The organism is Kocuria sp. CPCC 205235 (genome assembly GCF_040980905.1).
Taxonomy (GTDB): Bacteria; Actinomycetota; Actinomycetes; order Actinomycetales; family Micrococcaceae; genus Kocuria; species Kocuria carniphila.
The window spans coordinates 26,838-46,894 of the sequence record NZ_JAVKPR010000006.1 but is presented as its reverse complement, the minus strand read 5'-3'; the positions used below and the strand labels follow the sequence as shown (position 1 = coordinate 46,894).

Annotated in this window: 19 protein-coding genes; 14 read left to right on the top strand and 5 right to left on the bottom strand. The window is 65.3% G+C overall.

Annotated elements, in window-relative coordinates; translation table 11 throughout:
* Positions 1-17: 17 nt before the first annotated feature.
* From RF638_RS06145 to RF638_RS06135, 3 genes are read left to right on the top strand one after another with little or no spacing between them, the layout of a single operon-like run.
* On the top strand, positions 18-761 hold the full coding sequence (locus RF638_RS06145; RefSeq protein ID WP_095798292.1) for a 1-acyl-sn-glycerol-3-phosphate acyltransferase: 744 nt from the start codon (positions 18-20) through the stop codon (positions 759-761).
* Entirely contained in the window at positions 758-1,903 is a 1,146-nt protein-coding gene (locus RF638_RS06140) for an NAD(P)H-dependent glycerol-3-phosphate dehydrogenase (protein WP_095798291.1), read from the top strand. The genes RF638_RS06145 and RF638_RS06140 overlap by 4 nt, the downstream gene beginning before the upstream one ends.
* Positions 1,903-3,063, top strand: coding sequence for a D-alanine--D-alanine ligase family protein (locus RF638_RS06135; protein WP_315278143.1), 1,161 nt, complete (start codon positions 1,903-1,905; stop codon positions 3,061-3,063). Before RF638_RS06140 ends, RF638_RS06135 begins: the two co-directional genes overlap by 1 nt.
* 38 nt (positions 3,064-3,101) lie before the next feature.
* Here RF638_RS06135 and RF638_RS06130 read toward each other — a convergent pair whose 3' ends face one another.
* Positions 3,102-3,638: a DUF3515 domain-containing protein gene (locus RF638_RS06130; protein ID WP_095798290.1), complete on the bottom strand. Its 537-nt coding sequence runs from the start codon at positions 3,636-3,638 to the stop codon at positions 3,102-3,104.
* Between the two features lie 71 nt (positions 3,639-3,709).
* Between RF638_RS06130 and thiL the strand changes: the two genes are divergently transcribed.
* From thiL to rsmD, 4 genes are read left to right on the top strand one after another with little or no spacing between them, the layout of a single operon-like run.
* Positions 3,710-4,783 carry a thiamine-phosphate kinase gene (thiL, locus tag RF638_RS06125; RefSeq protein ID WP_095798289.1) on the top strand — a complete coding sequence of 358 codons (1,074 nt, stop codon included), beginning with the start codon at positions 3,710-3,712 and terminating at the stop codon, positions 4,781-4,783.
* 22 nt (positions 4,784-4,805) lie between these two features.
* The gene (locus RF638_RS06120) at positions 4,806-5,732 is read left to right on the top strand and encodes a DAK2 domain-containing protein (protein ID WP_129700512.1); all 927 of its coding nucleotides are present in this window, start codon (positions 4,806-4,808) and stop codon (positions 5,730-5,732) included.
* On the top strand, positions 5,729-7,996 hold the full coding sequence (locus RF638_RS06115) for an ATP-dependent DNA helicase RecG (protein ID WP_173674311.1): 2,268 nt from the start codon (positions 5,729-5,731) through the stop codon (positions 7,994-7,996). Before RF638_RS06120 ends, RF638_RS06115 begins: the two co-directional genes overlap by 4 nt.
* Positions 7,993-8,604 carry a 16S rRNA (guanine(966)-N(2))-methyltransferase RsmD gene (gene rsmD, locus RF638_RS06110; RefSeq protein WP_095798287.1) on the top strand — a complete coding sequence of 204 codons (612 nt, stop codon included), beginning with the start codon at positions 7,993-7,995 and terminating at the stop codon, positions 8,602-8,604. The genes RF638_RS06115 and rsmD overlap by 4 nt, the downstream gene beginning before the upstream one ends.
* Positions 8,605-8,679: 75 nt before the next feature.
* Here rsmD and RF638_RS06105 read toward each other — a convergent pair whose 3' ends face one another.
* Positions 8,680-9,924 (bottom strand): aminotransferase class I/II-fold pyridoxal phosphate-dependent enzyme, encoded by a 1,245-nt coding sequence (locus RF638_RS06105; RefSeq protein WP_259914903.1) that lies wholly within the window; start codon positions 9,922-9,924, stop codon positions 8,680-8,682.
* 145 nt (positions 9,925-10,069) lie between these two features.
* Here RF638_RS06105 and coaD point away from each other — a divergent pair, with 145 nt between their 5' ends.
* The 7 genes from coaD to RF638_RS06070 all read left to right on the top strand — a co-directional run bounded on the left by coaD (position 10,070) and on the right by RF638_RS06070 (position 14,730).
* Complete coding sequence (gene coaD, locus RF638_RS06100) at positions 10,070-10,552, top strand: pantetheine-phosphate adenylyltransferase (protein ID WP_095798285.1); 483 nt, start codon at positions 10,070-10,072, stop codon at positions 10,550-10,552.
* 153 nt (positions 10,553-10,705) lie between these two features.
* Positions 10,706-11,299 (top strand): DUF177 domain-containing protein, encoded by a 594-nt coding sequence (locus RF638_RS06095; RefSeq protein WP_259914900.1) that lies wholly within the window; start codon positions 10,706-10,708, stop codon positions 11,297-11,299.
* 2 nt (positions 11,300-11,301) lie between these two features.
* Positions 11,302-11,505 carry a 50S ribosomal protein L32 gene (gene rpmF / locus RF638_RS06090; RefSeq protein WP_031273047.1) on the top strand — a complete coding sequence of 68 codons (204 nt, stop codon included), beginning with the start codon at positions 11,302-11,304 and terminating at the stop codon, positions 11,503-11,505.
* Between the two features lie 2 nt (positions 11,506-11,507).
* Positions 11,508-12,212 (top strand): ribonuclease III, encoded by a 705-nt coding sequence (gene rnc, locus RF638_RS06085; protein WP_095798283.1) that lies wholly within the window; start codon positions 11,508-11,510, stop codon positions 12,210-12,212.
* Positions 12,213-12,216: 4 nt separating this feature from the next.
* Positions 12,217-13,119 carry a bifunctional DNA-formamidopyrimidine glycosylase/DNA-(apurinic or apyrimidinic site) lyase gene (gene mutM, locus RF638_RS06080; RefSeq protein ID WP_095798282.1) on the top strand — a complete coding sequence of 301 codons (903 nt, stop codon included), beginning with the start codon at positions 12,217-12,219 and terminating at the stop codon, positions 13,117-13,119.
* Between the two features lie 91 nt (positions 13,120-13,210).
* Entirely contained in the window at positions 13,211-13,498 is a 288-nt protein-coding gene (locus tag RF638_RS06075) for a helix-turn-helix domain-containing protein (RefSeq protein ID WP_259914894.1), read from the top strand.
* The gene (locus RF638_RS06070; protein ID WP_259914891.1) at positions 13,495-14,730 is read left to right on the top strand and encodes a type II toxin-antitoxin system HipA family toxin; all 1,236 of its coding nucleotides are present in this window, start codon (positions 13,495-13,497) and stop codon (positions 14,728-14,730) included. The genes RF638_RS06075 and RF638_RS06070 overlap by 4 nt, the downstream gene beginning before the upstream one ends.
* A 70-nt stretch (positions 14,731-14,800) precedes the next feature.
* Here the strand turns inward: RF638_RS06070 and RF638_RS06065 are convergent, their stop codons facing one another.
* The 3 genes from RF638_RS06065 to RF638_RS06055 all read right to left on the bottom strand — a co-directional run bounded on the left by RF638_RS06065 (position 14,801) and on the right by RF638_RS06055 (position 19,935).
* On the bottom strand, positions 14,801-15,988 hold the full coding sequence (locus RF638_RS06065) for an NAD(P)-dependent oxidoreductase (RefSeq protein ID WP_256382231.1): 1,188 nt from the start codon (positions 15,986-15,988) through the stop codon (positions 14,801-14,803).
* Positions 15,989-16,140: 152 nt separating this feature from the next.
* Positions 16,141-18,834, bottom strand: a complete 2,694-nt coding sequence (locus RF638_RS06060) for an alpha/beta fold hydrolase (RefSeq protein ID WP_368841635.1) — start codon at positions 18,832-18,834, stop codon at positions 16,141-16,143.
* A 75-nt stretch (positions 18,835-18,909) separates the two neighbouring features.
* Positions 18,910-19,935 (bottom strand): 3-oxoacyl-ACP synthase III, encoded by a 1,026-nt coding sequence (locus RF638_RS06055; protein ID WP_095798280.1) that lies wholly within the window; start codon positions 19,933-19,935, stop codon positions 18,910-18,912.
* Between the last annotated feature and the right edge of the window lie 122 nt (positions 19,936-20,057).

The window sequence follows — 20,057 nt, the reverse complement described above, 5'->3', positions numbered from 1 at the left end:
AGGGAGAGAATGCTCGAGTGAGTAGAACGTCGCAGCGGTCCACGTACCGGGTCTTGGCGGGGATTGCCATTCCCCTCTACCGTTTGGTCGCCAAGATCTCCTGGAGGGGGACCGAGAACTTTCCGGACTCCGGGGGGTTCGTGGTCGCGGCCAATCACCTCACCGAGATCGACCCCATCACGGTGGCGTACCCGGTCTACAAGTCGGGCATCATGCCCAGGTTTCTGGCCAAGGAGTCCTTGTTCCGGGTCCCCGTCATTGGTCGGCTGCTCACCCACATCGGCATGGTTCCCGTGTATCGCGGGACCACGCGCGCCAAGGATTCGTTGGAAGCCGCGTTCATTGAGCTCAATGACGGTGGTGCCATCCTGGTGTATCCGGAAGGCACCGTGACTCGTGACCCCCGCATGTGGCCCATGCGCGCCCACACGGGAGCGTCGCGGCTGTCGCTGCAGGGCCAAGTTCCCGTGGTGCCCATGGCCCACTGGGGCGACCAGGAGGTGCTGTACCGGGACCCGCAGGGGAAACGGACCTTCAACCTGTTCCCGCCCAAGAAGGTCCGCGTGCTCATTGGGGAACCCCTCCTTCCGCAGGACCTCATGCGTCCCGGGAAACACTCCACGGATCAACCCACCGCGGATGACCTCAATTACGCGACCACCGTGATCATGGATCGCATCACCGATCTCCTGGCCGAGTTGCGTGCTGAAGTAGCGCCCGCGGACCGCTTCAACCCTCGCGTTCGCAAGGAATCCCGATGAACGCCTCTGCCGGCCGCCCGATCGACCGCGAGGCACCCCCGGAAGCCGCCGCGGCGTCGTCGTTGATCGCCCTGGCCGAGGAACCCAACGGGCCGAGCAAAGTCGCCGTGCTGGGCGCGGGTTCGTGGGGCACCACGTTCGCCAAGGTCCTCGCCGACGCCGCTCGCGACGCCGGTGCCGAACGCACCGTCCACTTGTGGGGCCGCAATCCCGAATCGATGGAGCGGATCCGCGAGACCGGCCGCAACGAGCGCTACGTGCCCGACATCCATCTGCCGAACCAGATTCATTTCTCCTCCGATCTGCGCGACACCCTGAGCGGGGCGCGTTTGGTCGTGGCCGCGATCCCGGCGCAGTCACTGCGCGCGCAACTGGCTGCGGTGGCCGAGCTGATCGACCCGGACGCTGTGGTGTTGTCACTGGCCAAGGGCCTGGAATCCGCGACCGGACTGCGCATGACCGAGGTGATTGCGCAGGCTCTGGCCGAGCACACCGAGAGCAGTCATGACGATTGGGCGCGCCGCTCGTGCGTGCTCTCGGGTCCGAACCTGGCCATGGAAATCGCGCGGGAAGAGCCCACCGCATCCGTGGTGGCGGCCCCGGAACTGACCACCGCCGCGTGGGTGGCCCGTTGCTGCGCCGCCCCGTACTTCCGTCCGTACACGAATACCGATGTCACCGGCACAGAGATCGGCGGCCTGGTGAAGAACGTGATCGCCCTGTGCGTCGGCATCTGTGACGGCCGCGGCTACGGCGACAATTCCAAGGCCTCCGTGATGACCCGTGGGCTGGCCGAAACCACCCGCCTGGCCCTGGCGCTGGGCGGTGACCTGACCACGCTGTCCGGGCTGTCCGGCATGGGAGACCTGGTCGCCACGTGTTCGTCTTCGCTGTCCAGGAACCACACGGCGGGTAAGCTGCTGGGTTCGGGACTGAGTATCGCTCAGGTCCAGGACGCCATGACCCAAACCGCGGAGGCCATCAGGTCGGCCCCCGCCGTGTTGGCTCTGGCCCAAGAACACGACGTGGAAATGCCCATCACGGAGGCTGTGGTGGGTGTGCTGCGCGGCGACATTCCGGTAGATCAGCTGGCACCCAAGCTGCTCGGCCGCGATCTCAAATCCGAAGGGAACAGCGCATGATGAACAGTGCGGACAACGCTCAAGCGACCGCGGAGGGGGCCGGTTCGGCCACGAAACCCTGCGTCGCCGTGGTGTTCGGGGGCCGTTCCTCCGAGCACTCGGTGTCCTTGATCACCGCGCGTTCGGTGCTGCGTGCCATTAACCGCGACCGGTGGGACGTGGTGAGCGTGGGCATCTCCACGGACGGCGCCTGGTTCCTGTACTCCCAGGACGAGTTGGAAGCACTTCTGGATCATCAGCCCCTGGCCACGTTGCCCGTGGGTGATCAGCGCGTCACCTTGCCGCTGCAGGTGGGGGAGAACGAGCTACTCGTCCACGACCTCAATTCCGAAGGCGGCACCATCACCCGGGGCCGCCACATCGACGCCGTGTTCCCGCTGCTGCACGGGCCCTTCGGTGAGGACGGAACCCTGCAGGGTCTGTTGGAGTTGGCCGACCTGCCGTACGTGGGCTGCGGTGTCTCGGCCTCTGCCATTGGCATGGACAAGCACTTCATGAAGGTCGCCTTCGAGGCCGCCGGACTGGAGGTCGGCCCGTACACGGTGGTGCACAACCGCGACTGGCTGACCAACTCGGAGCAGGTCCGGGAGAACGTGGCCGCGCTCGGGTTCCCGGTGTTCGTCAAACCCGCCCGCGCGGGTTCATCGTTCGGAATCACCCGCGTCGACAGGGCAGAGGACCTCGACGTCGCCATCGAGACAGCCCGCGAGCACGACCTCAAGCTCGTGATCGAGGCGGGGATCGAGGGCCGCGAAATCGAGTGTGCCGTGCTGGGCGGCCATGAGTGGTCCGCGCCGCGCGCGTCCCTGCCCGGCGAGATCGAGGTCCAGGGCCACGACTTCTACGACTTCGAGGCCAAGTACGTCGAGGACGACGGCGCTCGGCTGTCCTGCCCCGCGAATCTCCCGGGCGACGTGATCGAGACTCTGCGGGAGAAGGCCGTTCAGGCGTTCGATGCCATCGACGGTGAAGGTCTGTCGCGCTGCGATTTCTTCGTGACGCCCGATCACAGGGTGGTTATCAACGAGATCAACACTATGCCCGGCTTCACGCCCATTTCCATGTACCCGCGGATGTGGGCGGCGTCCGGACTGGAGTACCCGGACCTGATCGACGAGCTGATTTCGCTGGCTCTCGAACGTCCCGTGGGACTGCGCTAACTAGTCGTCGATTCGAACACCCCCTGGCCCGACTCGGGTTAGGGGGTGTTCTGCAAGTCCAGAGTGTCGGAGACGGACAGGCACGTGCTCTCCTGCGGGATCTGTGCCACGGCGCTGCCGGCCTCCACGATTGCGGTGGATGAGGGGACGCGACCGGTGTCGAAGAGCATTTCCACCGCGGGGGAGCGACCGTAACTGACGGCTCGCCACTGGTTTTCCTGGCCCTCGACCTCGGAGATGAGCCAGTCGACGCCGTTGACGTTGGTGCACGGGTCGGTGGTGGGTGCGGGCGGTTCCACACCGCAGCGCACGATCACGCCCGAGGGTTCGCCGTAGGCGGTGGTGCCCTGGCTCGTGGTGGCCCGCTGATCCAGGTCACCCATGGTCTCGGGCATGGCCAGCATGGCGGACGCGCACGCGGGGTCCGTATTGTGCGGTGCGCCTTCGACCGAGACGGGGGAGCCGCAACCGGTGAGCAACAATCCGCTCAGTGCCATGGTCGCCAGGGCCGCGCGGCGGGTGGAGATGTGGAGTCCGTGAGATCCGTCCTGGGAGCGCGCGCGGGAGAAGAACATGACCTCCACTGTAGACGTGCTGACCGGGTGGCTTCTGCGAACCAGGGTGTGCCGCTCGTTACGCTGAACCCATGACCGTTTCCCCCACACCGACCCCCGCAGCCACGGTGGAGCAGGTCTCCGAATCCGAGCTGCTGTCAGTGTTCCTGCCGCTGTCCAAAACCGCGTCCTCGTATGTCGAGGTGGGGCCTGGGGACGATTGCGCTGTGGTGGCGGTTCCGCAAGGGCGAGTCGTCATCACGACCGACACACAAGTGGTTGACCAGGATTTCCGGGTGCGCTGGCCCAACGGCTACGAAACCACGGGAGCGGATACCGCCCACAAATGCGCGGCGCAAAACCTTGCGGACATCGCCGCGATGGGCGCGGTTCCAACCTCCATGGTCGTGTCGATGACCTTGCCCGGGAACACCCCGGTGCAGTGGGTGCAGGACTTCGCCACCGGGCTGGCAGAAGCGTTCGACAGACTCGGTGCCACCGATTGTGCCCTGGTGGGCGGTGATTTGGGTCGCGGCCGTGAGTTGTCCGTGACCGCAACGGTGCTGGGCGTCATGGAGGATGGAAACCCAGTGCTGCGGTCGGGGGCCGGTGCCGGTGGGACGTTGGTGCACGTCGGCGCTCTCGGACTTGCTGCCGCGGGGCTCAGCGCTCTGGAGGCCCCGCCCGGCAGCGGCTGGGACCGGGTACCCGAGCACAATCGACGAGAACTCGAGCGCGCACAGTTGCGTCCCCTTGCACCGATTCTTACTGGGCCGAAAGCTGCCCGCGCCGGCGTGAGCGCCATGATCGACATCTCGGACGGACTGTTACGTGATGCGGGCCGTGTGGCGCGAGCGAGCGGCGTCGTCGTCGACCTGGACCCGGCTGCCCTGGAAGAGGCCGTGGCGCAGCTGGCGGAGGCCGGCAATGCCGCCGGTGTGGACCCGTGGCGCTGGGTGCTGACCGGGGGAGAGGACCACGGTTTGCTCGCTGTGCTTCCGCCCGGTGTTCAGGTTCCCCCGGGGATGCGTGCGATAGGCTCGTGTGCGCCGGCAGACCGCCGACCGGCGGATATCGGGGACACCGCCGTCACCATTGCCGGGCAGGATCCGGGCCAATGGCTCGGCTACGACGTGGGTGAAGGATGGGATCATTTTGAGCCATAAAGGAGGCTCTACGGTATCGGCCGTGCGCGATTGGTTGGACTGCGCGCACCGTGCTCTGGTCGAGCACACGGACGTCCTCAATGATCTCAATGTCTTTCCCGTGGCCGATTCCGATACCGGCGTCAATCTCAGCACCACGGTGGGCTACGCGACCGAGGCGGCCCAGCTGATCGAGGGCAACGACATTGGCGAGCTGCTGCAGCATGCCGGCCGTGCCGCCCTGGAACAGGCTCGAGGGAACTCCGGTGTGCTCGTGGCCCTGACGCTCACCGCCATGGGAACATCGCTCGAAGGTTCCACGCGCATGACGGCCGGTGAACTCCGAGATGCGTTTTCCGCCGCGCAGGTGCGTTGTTGGTCGGCACTCACCGATCCGGTGGACGGCACGTTGATTTCCGTCCTTGAGGCCGTGAGCAAGGTGTCTCTCCCGGAGAATTCCCAGGACGGCTCCAACCAACAACTCTCCGACTGGATGGACCTGGTCATCGCCCGCGGCAGCCACGCCGTGATCGAGACCGTGGACCAACTTCCGGTACTGCACGAACGCGGCACCGTGGATTCGGGTGCGCTCGGCATGTTGATCGTACTGGTCGAACTCAGGGCGGCCCTGACCGGTGACCTGACCCGGCACAATCCGGTCCCGGACATCATTCGCGACTACTCCGACCACACCGGGCACAAGGACAAACACGATTCCGTTGGCTTCGAGGTCATGTGCACGGTGGAGCTTTCCGCCCTGGACGCCGCCGAACTGCGCCACGAACTGGACAGTGCCGGGGACAGCGTCTTGGTCAGTGCAGTGAGTGAAACGGACAACGGCTACACGTGGCGCGTGCACGTGCACGTGGAAGATCCCGAGGAAGCACTGGAACTCATGCGCGCACGCGGCCAGGCGGTCAACGTGAGCGTGACGTCACTCGGTTCTGACGAGCCCCAGGTTTCTCCGTGACCACCGCGGCTCAGCCGGTCTCGGCCTTCGCCGGACTTCTGGACCAGCCACTGACCCGTTACATCCCGGGTAATTCCCCCACGAGCACGGTCAAGCTGCTCGAGAAGGATCTGGGCGTCACCACGGTGGGCGAGTTATTGGACTACGCGCCGCGCCGCTACATCCGTCGCGGCCACCTGCAACTGCTGGGCGACCTGGTCGCCGGGGAGCGCACGTCGTTCGTGGCCCGCGTGGAATCTTCGTCCACGCGGCGCATGCAGCGAGATCCGCGCCGCAGCCTGACGGACGTGATCGTTTCGGACGGCACCGGAGCCAGCCTCAAGATCACGTTCTTCAACGCGTACACGGCGCAAAAGGAACTGCCCGTGGGCACGCACGCCCTGTTCACCGGAAAACCCGAGCTCTACCGCGGGAACCTGTCCATGACGGGTGCAGACTACGCGGTGGTGGACACCCCGGACTCCGTCACGGACTTCACGTCCCAGTCCGGCGAGGTCTATCCGATCCCGGTGTATCCGGAGAGCGGCAAGCTCACCACCCCGCGCATCACGCGCGCCGTCCAGCAACTGCTGCTGACCGCGGATCTGGACTCACTGACCGATCCGATCCCGCACCACATCCTGGAACGCGAAAAACTCGTTGGCCTCGCACAGGCTTATCGTGACCTGCACCGCCCGGAGTCAGTGGACGCGTTCCAAAAGGCACAGGAGCGGTTCCGCTACCAAGAGGCCTTCGTACTCCAAACGGAACTCGCGCGGCGTCGTCATGAACACGCATCCCAACCCGTCGAGGAGCGCCCCGCCCGCGCGGACGGCCTGCTGTCCCGCTACGACGCCGCCCTGCCGTTCACCCTGACGGACGGCCAGCGAACGGTGGGCGAGCAGATCCAGGCCGAGCTGGCAGGCACCGCGCCCATGAACCGGCTGCTCCAGGGCGACGTGGGTTCCGGTAAGACCGTGGTGGCCCTGCGTGCGATGCTGCAGATCGTGGATACTGGCGGACAGGCGGCCATGCTGGCGCCCACCGAGGTGCTCGCCCAGCAGCACTACGACAAGATCGTGGCCTCACTCGGCCCTCTCGCCCGACCCGATCAGCTGGACGGCGATCCGGACGGCACCAAGGTCGTGTTGCTGACCGGCTCACTGCCCACCGCGGCCAAACGCGCCGCGTTGTTGGACATCGCGAGCGGTGCTGCCGGCATCGTGGTGGGCACACACGCGCTGATTCAGGAGAAGGTCCAGTTCGCCGATCTCGGCCTGGCGGTCGTGGACGAACAGCACCGTTTTGGCGTGGAACAGCGCGACGCCCTGCGTGACAAGGCAGGACACACGCCCCACACCCTGGTCATGACCGCGACGCCCATCCCGCGCACGGTGGCCATGACGGTCTTCGGCGACCTGGACGTCAGCACCCTGCGCGAGCTGCCCGGCGGCCGCCGCCCCATCCACACGCACGTGGTGGGCCTGGCCGAACACGGTCCCTCCTGGGAACGGCGCGTGTGGGCGCTCGCGGGCGAGCACATTTCGCGCGGCCGTCAGGTCTACGTGGTGGCGCCCAAGATCGGCGACGACGCCGCCCTCCCGCCCTTCGATTCCCTGCGAGACTCGTTGCTCGCGGCCCAGGAACAAGGCGCTGACGGGGACGGCCCCGAGCCGGCCACGGTCCAGTGGCTCGAGCGCCTGATCAGTGCGCAACCGGAGCTGCGGGATGCTCGGATCGCCGTGCTGCATGGCCGACAGGATCCGCTCGTGAAGACCGAAACGATGAACCGGTTCGCGGCTGGTGAGATCGACGTGCTGATCTCCACCACCGTAATTGAAGTGGGCGTGGACGTTGCCAACGCGTCACTCATGATCATGGTGGATCCCGAGCGGTTCGGAATTTCCCAGTTGCATCAGCTGCGCGGACGCATCGGCCGTGGCGAGCACGAAAGCACGTGCTTGTTGGTCACGCGCAGCCGTCCGGATCATCCGGGCCGGGAACGACTGGCCGCGGTCGCCTCCACCACGGACGGTTTCGAACTTGCAGAAGTGGACCTCAAACTGCGCCGCGAAGGCAACATCCTGGGGGCCTCGCAATCCGGGCGGAAGTCCGGCCTGCGCTGGATCAGCGCGCTACGCGATGAAGCCCTGGTCACCCGTGCCCGAGAGGACGCCGAAGTCGTCATTTCCGAAGACCCGCAATTGGCCCAGCACACAGAACTGCTCGCTGCCATCGGACGAGTGGTGGACGAGAACAGCCAAGCATTTTTGGAGCGCGGATGACACGCATCATTTCCGGGACCGCGGGCGGACTGCGCATCAAGTCAGTGCCCGGTTCGGCCACCCGCCCCACGACCGATCGCGTCAAGGAATCGCTGTTCGCACGCTTGGAGGCGTGGGGCATGTGCGAAGACTCCCGCGTGCTCGACCTCTTCGCCGGTTCCGGAGCCCTCGGTCTGGAGGCCGCGAGCCGGGGAGCACGAGAGGTGACCCTGGTGGAAAAGGCGGCCGGAGCGGCGTCGGTGTGCCGAGCGAACGCGCAAGTGCTTGCCGGTGCCCGACCGGATATCGAGATCACCACGGTGCAGTCCCCGGTGGCCACCTTTCTGGCCCGGCAGGGAAATCATCGTTGGGATCTGGTGTTGGTCGATCCGCCGTACCCGCTGCCCAACGAGGACCTGACCGCGCTACTGGCGCGACTGGTGGGGCACCTCGGCCCGGGGGCGGTCATTGTGGTGGAACGCTCCGCGCGCACCGAGGAACCGGTGTGGCCGGAGGGGCTGCAGCGGTTTGAACGCAGCGCCCACGGCGAGACCGTCCTGTGGTACGTGGAGGAGACCCCAAGTGAGGAGTCCGCCGCCGAGCATCCCGAGGACGCGGAATCCGCTTAGAGGCCGGTTGAGCAGTGCTCGTGGGGCGGAGGGTTCTCGTTTCCGAGCTTCCTCAGGGCTACATGGTTCTGGACCTCAGAGCGACAACGTGAGATCGGCCATCGCCTTGCGCAGCACGTCGGTGCGCTTGCAGAAAGCCAAACGAAGCCAGTCCGTGTAGAGATCCCGGTTGGCTTCACCCACGAACGCGGAGACGGGAATCCCGACCACGCCGGCGTTCTCGGCCCAGTGCTCGCCCAACTCACGGGCGTTACTCACGCCCGCCAGGGGGTAAAGATCGCTCACGTCGGTCACGGCGAAGAACGTGCCCTGCGGTTCCGGCGGGTTCAGCCCGGCCTCGCGCAGGCCGTTGATCAGGACGTCGCGGCGCGCGCGGTAATTGTCCAGCAGGTGCTCGTAGAACTCGGGCGGGAAGCCGACGGCCTCCGCAACGGCGTGCTGCAGGGGAGCGGCGGCGCTGTGGGACATGTAGGACTTCACCGCGGTCACGCCGCGGATCAGGTGCTCCGGACCGCTGACCCAGCCCACGCGCCAACCCGTGGCGGAGAACGTCTTGCCCGCCGATGACACGGTCAGGGTGCGCTCGAAGGCACCGGGCAGGGTGGCGATCGGGATGTGTTGCCCGTTGAAGCGCAAGTGTTCGTAGACCTCGTCGGTGACGATCACGGCGTCGAACTCGGTGGCCAACTCGACCAGCTGCGTGAGGAACTCGCGCGACGCCACGGTGCCCGTGGGGTTGTGCGGATCGTTGAGGATCACGGCGCGGGTGCGGGGCGAGAAGGCGGCGCGAACGTCGTCGGGATCGGGTGTGAACGCGGGCGGCAGCAGCGGAACCGGGACCGCCGTGGCGCCGGCGAAACGGACCACCGCGCCGTAGAGGTCGTAGTGGGGTTCGAACACGACCACCTCGTCTCCGGGCTCCAGGAAGGACAACAGGCTGGCCGTTAGTCCCTCGGTGGCACCGGCACTGACGATGATCTGGGACTCGGTGTCCAGCTCCTGGGCATAGAAGTGACGCTGGTGCTCGGCAATGGCGGTACGGAGCGCCGGGATGCCCTTGATGGGCGCGTACTGGTTGTGGCCGGCGGCCAGCGCCTCGGAGGCGGCGTCGACCATGCGTTCGGGTGCGGGGAAATCCGGGAAGCCCTGGCCAAGGTTCACGGCACCGGTGCGTTGGGCCAGCGCCGTCATTTCCTCGAAGACCGTGGAACGCAGCTGTCCGGACGCATCCAGGAGTCCGCCGCCGGCGGCCATGCGCTGCCAGGGTATTTCGGCCGAGCCGGTGGTGGGGGACTGGGAACCAGAGGTGTGCGCTGTCATGGACTCAGTCTAGGGAAGGCACCTCGCCTGGCCGGGCTGCGCCGTCACGATTGCTGTGCGGCACGATGGCCGGGCGGTGGGGCTGCGGCGGGGCTGGTTGGTGCGCGAGCGCCGTCGGTGTGCTCCCGGCGGTTAGGGTGGAGGAATGCGACGCGCAATCTGCCCCGGCTCCTTCGACCCGATCCACCTGGGCCACGTGGCCGTGATCCGCCGCGCTTGTCGGCTCTTCGACGAGGTGATCGTGGCGGTGTCCACGAACCCCAACAAGAAGCACCGGTTCGACGAGCAAACGCGACTGCGGCTCGTGCGCGAGGTCTTCGCGGATGAACCGTCGGTGGTCGTGGAGCCGCTGGAATCCGGTTTGATCGCAGATTATGCAGCGAGCCGTAAGGCCGTGGCGCTGGTCAAGGGGCTGCGCAACGGTGCGGACTACGACTACGAACTGCCCATGGCCACCATGAATCGCACCCTCACCGGCGTGGAGACCGTGTTCATCCCGGGGGAGCCGTCGCTGTTGCATTTATCCTCTACGCTCGTGATGGAAGTCCACGGCCTGGACGGGGACGTCAGCGGGTTCGTCTCGCCCCAGGTATTGGACGCCATCAAGGAACGCGACCGAGCGTCATAGCCGCGTTCCGCCCCACCATTCATCGGCTCGCACCGAGCTTCGTCAGTCACCGCCCAACTTGGCGACGACGTCGCTCGGCGGGCCCCGCGTGGCCCGTCACCTTGGGTGCGTGCTACCATGATCTGTCGGCCCATGTCGTCAGCCAGGAGTTTCGTGAATAACCGCAATAGTTCAGCCCTTACGCACAGCGTCCGGGATCTCGAACACCGTCCGGGGACCATGCGAAATCTGGAGATTGAGGTTCCCGCGCCAAAGGACTTTGGCACGGAGGTCATAGGTTCGCCAGAAGGCGCGCCCATGGATCTGCAGCTTCGACTCGAATCCGTGCACGACGGTATTCTGGTATCCGGAACCGTCATAGTCAGTATTCACGGTGAGTGCAGCAGATGTCTCGATCCGATTGACTATGATTTACCGGTCGACGTACAAGAACTTTTCGTGTTCGATGCCTCTCCCGAAGGTGACGAGGACATCGAGGACGAGCAAGTGTATGAAGTGCGGGACGAGGAAATCGATCTCGAACCCATGCTTCGGGACGCAGTGATCATTCAGCTGCCGTTCCAACCGGTGTGCCGGGCTGACTGCCCGGGTCTGTGTGCCCAGTGCGGTGCGCGACTCGAGAAAGACCCGGATCACCACCACGAAGTGCTTGACCCACGTTGGTCCGCTCTGGAAGGGCTGATGAGCAGCACTGACCAGGGTTCTGACACTTCGGACCAGACAACCGAGACGAGAGAAGAGAGATAGCCGTGGCTGTTCCCAAGCGGAAACTTTCCCGTGCGAATACCCGGATGCGCCGCTCCCAGTGGAAGGCTAACGCCCCCAAACTGGTGAAGACTGTCGAAAACGGCAAGGTGAGCTACAGCCTGCCGCACCAGGCTAAGGTCGTTTCCGATTCCGCCGGTACCCCCTTGTTCTACGAATACAAGGGACGCAAGGTAGCTGACGCGTAAGCGTGACTACCATGCCGGATCCCGGTGCATTGCTTGAGCGTCTCGGTGTCGATATCGACACCGAGACGCTTCGCATTGCGCTGACACATCGCTCCTACGCGTACGAACACGAGGGCGAGAAGCACAACGAACGTCTCGAGTTCCTGGGGGACGCGGTCCTTCAGCTGGCTGTGACGGACGAAATCTTTCACCGCTACGGCGACTGGAGTGAGAGCCAACTGGCCAAACTCCGTGCCTCCGTGGTTTCCTCACGCACTCTCGCGGACATTGCACGGTCCCTGGACCTCGGTCCGCACATTCGCCTGGGCAAGGGGGAGATCCGAACTCGGGGCAGCGAAAAGCCCTCGATCCTCGCGGACACCATGGAAGCCCTGATCGGTGCCACTTACGAGTCCGCCGGTGACAAACCAGCCCGGAACTTGGTGCTCCGCCTCATCATTCCGCTACTCGAAGACTCCCACGTGCTCCATGAGGGCCGTGACTGGAAGACCGAGATCAGCGAGCTCGCCGCCCACCACGGGCTGGGCCCCGTCCGCTACGACGTCGCTGGCACCGGTCCCGATCACGCGCGCCACTTCGAGGCGTCGGTGTCCCTGAACGGCAAGGTCATGGGCCACGGCGAAGGTACCTCTAAGAAGGCCTCCGAACGCTCGGCCGCTGCTGCGGCTTGCCAGGCCATCTACGACCGTTACGGACGCAAGGCCTAAGAACGTGCCCGAACTTCCCGAGGTCGAAGTAGTACGACGCGGCGTGGCCAACTGGGTGGTCGGCCGCACCATCGAACACGTCACCGTCAACGATGAGCGCTCCCTGCGCCGTCATGTGGCCGGGCCCCAGGACTTCATGGACCGGGTGACCGGTCTGACCGTCACGGACGCCCAGCGCCGCGGAAAATTCCTGTGGCTGCCAGTTAGAACTTCTGACGAAACCGAAGCGTCCCGAGCGCTGCTCGTGCATCTGGGGATGAGCGGTCAGCTCTTGGTGGCCTCCAACGGCCAGCCCGCACCCCGCCACGAGCGGTTGCGCTTCGAACTGTCTTCGGCTGTGTCCGACGAGACGGGGGAATCTCTGCCGGAGCAGCTACGCTTCGTGGATCAGCGTATCTTCGGCGGCATGCTCCTCGACCCGCTGGTGCCCAGCCCACAGGGCGGGGACCCAGTGCCCGAACATGCTGCCCACATCGCGCTGGACCCCTTGGACCCCGCCTTCGATCCAGCTGTCTTCCACGCTTCTCTGCGGCGCAAGAAGACCGGTATCAAGCGCGCCCTGCTGGACCAGGGACTGATCTCCGGGATCGGCAATATCTACGCGGACGAAACCCTGTGGGCGGCTCAGGTGCACTGGGCTACCCGCACGGAGACTATTAGCGCTGCCACAACCGAGCGGCTGGTCCAGGCGTGCAAGGACGTGATGCGTCGCGCCCTGGACGCGGGCGGGACGAGTTTTGATTCTCTCTACGTCAACGTGAACGGTGAGTCCGGGTACTTCGCTCGCTCACTGAATGCCTACGGGCGGGCGGGGGAACCGTGCGACAGGTGTGGCGCGCCCATCGAGCGGGTCAAGTTCATGAACAGGTCGAGTTACTTCTGCCCGGAGTGCCAGCGTCAACAATAGTTGAAGGTGGTATGAAAAAAGTGTGACGATAGTGCTCGCCATAACGTTCAGATAAGCCTGTTAGGCTCGCCATAGCGAAGGGGTGTCCACCATGAACGGATATCGGATCGAACGCGAGTTGACCGAGTTCGGACAGCATGTGCGTGGCTGGCGCATGGTGCTCGGTCTTACCGCGCAGCAGGTCGCCGAGCGCGCCGGAATAACACGGGACACCCTGCGGAAGATCGAGGCCGGAGACCCCGGTGTGGGATTCGGCAATGTTGCACAGGTGCTGCGCGCCCTCGGTGTTCTCGAGCAGGTCGTCAATGCCATCGACCCGCTCGGCAGTGACATTGGTCGTCTGCGCGCCGGCAACCTATCGAAGAAGCGTGCACGATGACCCCCGTCGAGGTTTTTATGGACCGAGACGGGGACCCGATCCTGGTGGGGCAGGCGCACTTCACTCGACACCGCAGTCAGATTTCCACAACGTTCCTCTATGATCCGACGTATTTGGTCCATGGCGGGACCAGTATCGACCCCGCGCTGCCCCTTGTCTCTGGGGCCCAACATCAGGTCGGTCTCGTGCGGGCCTTTGCCGATAGCGCACCCGATCGCTGGGGTAGGAATCTCATCGAGAAGGCGGAGCGCGTTCGTGCCCGCAGGGAGCACCGATCGCTGCGCAGGCTGGACGATTTGGACTTCCTCCTGGGGGTCAGCGACGACACCCGCCAGGGTGCCCTGCGGTACCGGATTGACGGCGACGGATCATTTGTCGGTGAGCCGTCGCGCGTTCCTCAACTGATCGCCCTCCCAGAGCTGCTGAGTGCCTCTGACCGGCTCTCATCGGAGGACGATCCCAGTGCGGCGGTGAAGCAACTGCTCGAGACCGGTACAACCGGCTTGGGAGGCGCACGGCCCAAGGCATCCGTGCGTCTCGAAGACGGTGCGCTGGCTATTGCCAAATTTCCTCACTCAAGTGACCGGTGGGATATGATGGCCTGGGAAATGACAGCGCTCGATTTGTTGGAAGCCGTCGGAATTCGAACGCCCGCTCGGCGTCTGACTGCGGTGGGGGATCGAAACGTGCTTATTCTGCGACGGTTCGACCGCACTGACCATGGGCACAGGATTGGGTACATCAGTGCCATGACGGCACTTGGTGCCAATGACGGCGATCATCGCGATTACGCAGAGATCGCCGAGGCCATCCGAGATCTTTCACTCTCCCCGAGGAGTGACCACCGAGAGCTCTTCGACCGCGTCGTTGCATCGGTTGTTCTGGGCAACACGGACGATCATCTCCGCAACCACGGTTTTCTTGCCGATCACGGGTCTTGGACGCTCAGCCCCGCCTTCGACGTGAACCCTAACCCTGACCCGTGGCGGCCACGCGCAACGTCGATCATGGGGGCCGAGGCGCTCACCGATGAAGCCGATGCATTGCTACCGCTGGCCGAAGAGTGTGGCATACGCGTTCACCAGGCCCGGGAGCGGATTAGAAGTATGTTGTTGGTGATGACCGACTGGCGCGATGTTGCACGTAGGCATGACATTCGCGAGCAGGAAATCGGAACAATGGAAGAGTCTATCGACTCGCGCATCGCCGCGGTGTCTGCGGCGATGCGCTGAGCCTGACTACAGGGCTGGTCCCGGGGGTCCCGCCTGACGCTGGCCCTGGGGCCGCTCAACCAGCCCCGGTCTATTCCGAACGAACGTTTTGCAAATCGTTCATCGTATCGCTGCGACCGCTGCCGGCGGCGTCCGCGGCGCGCTCGGCCCTGACGCGCTGATCGTCGGCAACCTCCAGGACCCGTTCCGCCGCCACCGAGCCGGTGTTGCGTTCCGGGCGCGGGTGGTCCTTGTAATGCTGGGACAGACGCTGCATGCCGTCGTCCAGGCTCACGGACGGCTTCCAATTGAGCAGCTCGTGAGTCTCCTTCTGATCGAACCAGTGCGCGGTAGACATCTGCTCGGCCAGGAATTCGGTCATGGGCGGCTCGGAATCGTGTCCGCGCAGCTTGGCCGGAATGTGGGGCCAGACCTTCTCGATGACCTTGCCCGCGACACGGGCGACCTTGCCGGGAACGGAGCGCGTGGGGGCATCCACTCCGGCGGCGGCGCACATGCGCGCGACCAGCTCACCCACGGGGCGGGGCTCACCGTTGGTCACCACAATGGCCTTGCCGTGGGTGAAGTCGATGCGCTCCAGGCAACGAGCAATCGCCTCGGAAGCGTTGTCGATGTAGGTCGTGTCGATCATGGCCGCACCGTGATCCAAGTTGGGCAGTCGACCAGCGGCTGCACGGTCCACGATCCGCTCCACGAGCTGGGTGTCACCCGGTCCCCACACGATGTGCGGGCGAATGGCTGCGACGCGCAGGCCGCGGCCATCGGTTTCAAGGGCGAGCAGCTCGGCGGCCGCCTTGGATCGGGCATAGTTGCCGCGGGCGGTGCGAGGGTTGGCGGGCTCCGCGCCCACACCCTCGATCGAGGTGCCGGCGTGCGCCACGGACGGCGAGGAGACGAACACGACGTTCTGCACGCCGAGTTCCTGCGCGACGGTCAGCAGCACGCGGGTGCCCGTGATGTTCACGTGCACGAAGTCTTCCCAGTCACCGGCGAACGAGACCTTGGCGGCCAGGTGCACCACGTCGTCCACGCCTTCGAGGGCCTTGGCCACGGCGTCAGGGTCGGTCACGGAGCCAAGTACCTCGTCCACGCCCTCGCGATTGGCCACGGCGGCGTGTCCGCGCTGGAACACGCGCACGCGCCAGCCCTTTTCGAGCAGGGTGCGAGCAACCTCGCCGCCCAGCATGCCGGAAGCACCGGTCACCAGAACGGTGCGGCCCTTGCCGGTCAGTTCGCCTTCGGTCGCGGTGGAGCCGATCTCGTCGCGGCGGGACGTGTTCGTCGATCCCGGGCCCGACGACGTCGCTGTCGTCGCCTTGGTCTCGCGGTCGCCCGTGACGTCCGCGGGGGTGTCCGCGCGGTGGCGGCCGGTGCGGGATACGGGGTCGGGGGTGATGTCTGGGGATTTGCTCACAGTGCGCTCATCTTTCCGCCGGAAAGTACGCGCTCAGCCCACTGGCTCAACGCGGCCCGATCAATCTTGGAATTGTGTCGGATATCGGTGGGGTGTTCGGGAATCACCATAACCGCGCTCGGGCGGATTCCGGTGGCGAATTCCACTGTGGATCGCACCCGATCCGCGAGGTCCGCCGGGGCAAGACCTGGTTTCTGGGGTGCGGGGTCGGTTTCGATCACGGCCACGGTGGTCTGCGAACCCTGCGGGCCCACTCCGACCAGTGCCGTGCGGCCCACACCCGGAACCGATTCGGCCGCGTGTTCGGCGGCCACCGGGGTGACCGGTCCGCGGGAGGTGTTGATCACGTGTGCCAGACGGCCCTCGACCCACAAACGTTCTTTGGCGTCGAAATGTCCGACGTCCCCGGTGCGGTGCCAGCCGGGTGTCTGGTCCGAGACTCGCTCGGTGATCCACAGCCGGTCGTAGTGATCCTTGGCGTGGGGAGCCCGGGCCACGATCTCACCGGTCACACCCGGTTCCGTGGTGATCTCTTCGGTCACATAACCGGCCGCGTTGAGCGGTAGGACGCCCAACTGAGCACCGTGCACGGGAGTACCCACGCACACACCGTTACCGGCACCGGGGAGGCTCATTTGGGCGTCCTCCCGTGCGGCTCGGATGACATCCAGGCTGACATCGGTGAGCGGCAGGGCCTCGGTCATACCGTACGGCGTGTGCAACTCGGCGGCGGGGAGCAATGTCTGGAGGCGCTCCAACAGTGCCTCCGGAATCGGGGCGCCGGCCGAGAGCATCAAGTTCACGCGGGACAGCGCATCGCGCTGCGCCGGCGCGAGTTCATCCGCCGTGGCCAGCACGTTGGAGATGGCCGCCGGTGAAGCGAAGATCGCGGTGGCGTCGATGGCCATGACGGCTTCGGCCAGTGCGCGTGCCGTGAGCGTCTTGGGCTGGGTCACGTCCATGTCCGGGGTGACCGAAGCGGCTCCCAGTGCGGGGCCCAGCAACGCGAACGGAGCGAATCCAGCCACTAGACCGGTCCCGGCCCGCAGCCCGTAGGTCACGCGAATGGCGTCGCGCATGCCCGCCATCTGACGGTGGGTGTACACCACACCCTTGGCGGGACCGGTGGAACCGGAAGTGAACAGCACGGCGGCCTCTGCATCGGGATCCACGAGCGGCAGTTCGCCGGTGTTCACGGTGGTGACAGAGTCCAAGAGTTCCGGAATGGTGTGCTCGACTCCTAGTGCTTTCTTGGTCACGGGGTCCAGGTTCGCGGCGGAGATCTTGCGTCCGGGCCAGCCGAGGGCCTTGGCTCCGACCAGGGCCTTGCGGATACCGATGAACCAGTCCGGGGAGGAACCCTTGAGCGCGCGGGTCAGACCCTTGCGTCCAAGCCCCTGGTCCGCGACCACGATGACGGCACCGATGCGCAGACACGAGTAGATCAGGGTGGTCAGCAGCGAACCCGGGGGAACCATGAGGTTCACACGATCACCGGGGCGCACACCGGTGCGCAACAGGGCGGCACCCAAGCGGTCGACCGCGGAGCTCAATTGCGCCCAGGACACCGTGCGTTCCACGTTCAGCTCGGGAGCGGTGCCGTCCACGGTTCCCGCAACGGGTCCCATGTCCACCACGGCTGGGGAATCGTCGCTGCGCCGGGCCTCGAGCTCGGCGAAGAACGGGGAGAAGTTGTCGGACGCATTCGCGCGCTTTTCGCGGTGCTGCTGGGTGATCGGGAGACCATCGCCGAAGTGCTCGTTGAGCCACGTGATGATGGGCGTTGCGATGTCGCGGGATTCACCGACCAGGTGCTTGGCACCCTCGAATCGGTGCACGTCCGCGTGGGGAGCTCGACGCAACAGGTCGTCCAGGTAGCGCTGCTGGAATACCGGGTCATTGGTGCCCCACAAAAGCAGCGTGGGAACCTCGCGCGCACTCATGCGACCGGCAATGCGCTCGTAGGCCGCGTGTGAGGGGTGATCCTCCGGTGCGGGGATATCCGCCACGAAATTGGCAATGGCCTGGCGGCGCTCGCGGGAACGGTACGGAGCTTTGAAAGCCTTCTTGACGTCGCTGCTCGGAGCGGGTGTGGCCAAGGCGAGCGTGGTGTCCAGGAAGGCGGTGGTCTGCTTGGTGAGCGGTTCATGCAACGCGGAGTTGAGGGCCACCTGCAGGGCGGTGGGGATGGGCTCCGACTTGTCGTGGTGAACCGCGGTGTTGGTCAGGATGGTGGCCGCGTGGATGCCCGGATGTTCCTGCGCCCACCCCTGGGAAATCAATCCGCCCCAGTCGTGAGCCAGGGTGACCACGGGGACGTCCGCGGAATCAACGCCGAGTTCGGCGGTGAGGTCGCTCAGGTCCTGGACCCGGTCCTCCAAACGGCGGAACAACCCGGTGCGTTCGGAGAAACCCATGTCCAACTGGTCCACGGCAATTACGCGCCACGGCTGGTCGGAATCGGTCGCGGCTTCAAGCACGCTGCGCCACAGGTAGGACCACGTGGGATTACCGTGCACCGCCAGGATGATGCCGCGCGGAGACTTTGCGGCCTTCTCCAGGACGGGACCGTTATCCAACAGGTGCCAGCGGCGCTTGCGACCGGGCACGGGTTCCACGGCCGCGGTGGAAGCAACCGTGACGGTGGTGGACCATGCCGGATCGACACCCGGAAGGGACACGTCACTCATTGGCAAACGAGGGCCGGTCTGGATCGATCGAGAGGTTTTCTTGCTCACGGTTGAACTCCACTTTCTCTCAGGCGTTTACCAGGCCAATTCCATCAGGGTCGTGTTCAGACCGGACCCCACACCCAAACACAGCACACGGTCACCGCGCTGCAATTTCTCGGCTTCGAGAGCCAGGGTCATGGGCAGAGCGGCCGCCGCAACGTTGCCCCAGTAAGGGAACGTCAACGGCACACGATCGGGGTCGAGTCCCATGTCCGCAATGAGCTTGTTGGTGTGCGAATTGGACACCTGGTGGGTCACGTAGCTGTCCATGTTGAGCCAGTCCCAGCCGTCCCGTTCGGCTTCCTGCATGGCCGCGACCACGAGGCCCACACCGTGGTTGAGCAGCCCGGTGGCGTTGGTGAACATACCCTCGTCACCGCCGATGCACAGTTCGTGGAACTGGGTTCCGGCGCGCGTCACGGAGCCCACGATGCGGTGGGCGTCCGGGTGCTTGTCGGCCGGCCCCACCACGGCAGCGGCAGCACCGGAGCCCAGTGTCAGGGTGGCAAATTCCTCCACGACCTGCTCGCGGGTGATGCCGGGCTTCTTCAAACGCTCGATGGCTGCGCGGTGCCAGGGGGAGGGATCCTCACCATTGACGATCAAGGCGTACTCGATGGCTCCGGAGTCGATCATCGACGAGGCCACGGTCAGCGCATTGATGAAGCCCAGGCACGCGTTGGTGATGTCGAAGTTCAAAGCGGAGCTGGGCATGCCGAGCCGATGGTGAATGCCCACGGCCACGGCGGGTTCAAAATTGTCCCGGGTCACGGACGAGTTGATGAACAACCCGATCTGTTCGGGCTTGATACCGGACTGTTCCAGCGCTGCCTGCCCGGCTTCGGTGGCGCCGTCCGAGAAGTGGCGGCCCGGGGCCCACATGCGACGTTCTTGAATTCCAGCCAGGCGTTCGAGGAGTCCGCGCGGCAAGCGCAGGCGCTTGAACGTATCGGCGAGCTCATCATCGAACCGCGTTGAGGGGACCACCTCGTCTGCTTCCACCTTGGTAATGGACAGCACGGCTGCATTGCGGTTTCTAATGGTTGAGTTTCCGATCAACGTGGCGCTTTCGAGACAGGGCTCTCCCTGCGCCGTGACGAACCGAAAGGTGATTCATCGCCGTGGGCGCTCGAGCGAGCAGGCGGGCTGGACCGACTTAGTCTATCGACCAGGTTGAACCT

What these genes read in the sequence shown, in the direction of transcription:
- RF638_RS06140 (WP_095798291.1), top strand. Translation starts at nt 758, where the DNA reads ATGAACGCCTCTGCCGGCCGCCCGATCGACCGCGAGGCACCCCCGGAA.
- RF638_RS06135 (WP_315278143.1), top strand. Translation starts at nt 1,903, where the DNA reads ATGAACAGTGCGGACAACGCTCAAGCGACCGCGGAGGGGGCCGGTTCG.
- RF638_RS06130 (WP_095798290.1), bottom strand. Translation starts at nt 3,638, where the DNA reads ATGTTCTTCTCCCGCGCGCGCTCCCAGGACGGATCTCACGGACTCCAC.
- thiL (WP_095798289.1), top strand. Translation starts at nt 3,710, where the DNA reads ATGACCGTTTCCCCCACACCGACCCCCGCAGCCACGGTGGAGCAGGTC.
- rsmD (WP_095798287.1), top strand. Translation starts at nt 7,993, where the DNA reads ATGACACGCATCATTTCCGGGACCGCGGGCGGACTGCGCATCAAGTCA.
- RF638_RS06105 (WP_259914903.1), bottom strand. Translation starts at nt 9,924, where the DNA reads ATGACAGCGCACACCTCTGGTTCCCAGTCCCCCACCACCGGCTCGGCC.
- coaD (WP_095798285.1), top strand. Translation starts at nt 10,070, where the DNA reads ATGCGACGCGCAATCTGCCCCGGCTCCTTCGACCCGATCCACCTGGGC.
- RF638_RS06075 (WP_259914894.1), top strand. Translation starts at nt 13,211, where the DNA reads ATGAACGGATATCGGATCGAACGCGAGTTGACCGAGTTCGGACAGCAT.
- RF638_RS06070 (WP_259914891.1), top strand. Translation starts at nt 13,495, where the DNA reads ATGACCCCCGTCGAGGTTTTTATGGACCGAGACGGGGACCCGATCCTG.
- RF638_RS06060 (WP_368841635.1), bottom strand. Translation starts at nt 18,834, where the DNA reads ATGAGTGACGTGTCCCTTCCGGGTGTCGATCCGGCATGGTCCACCACC.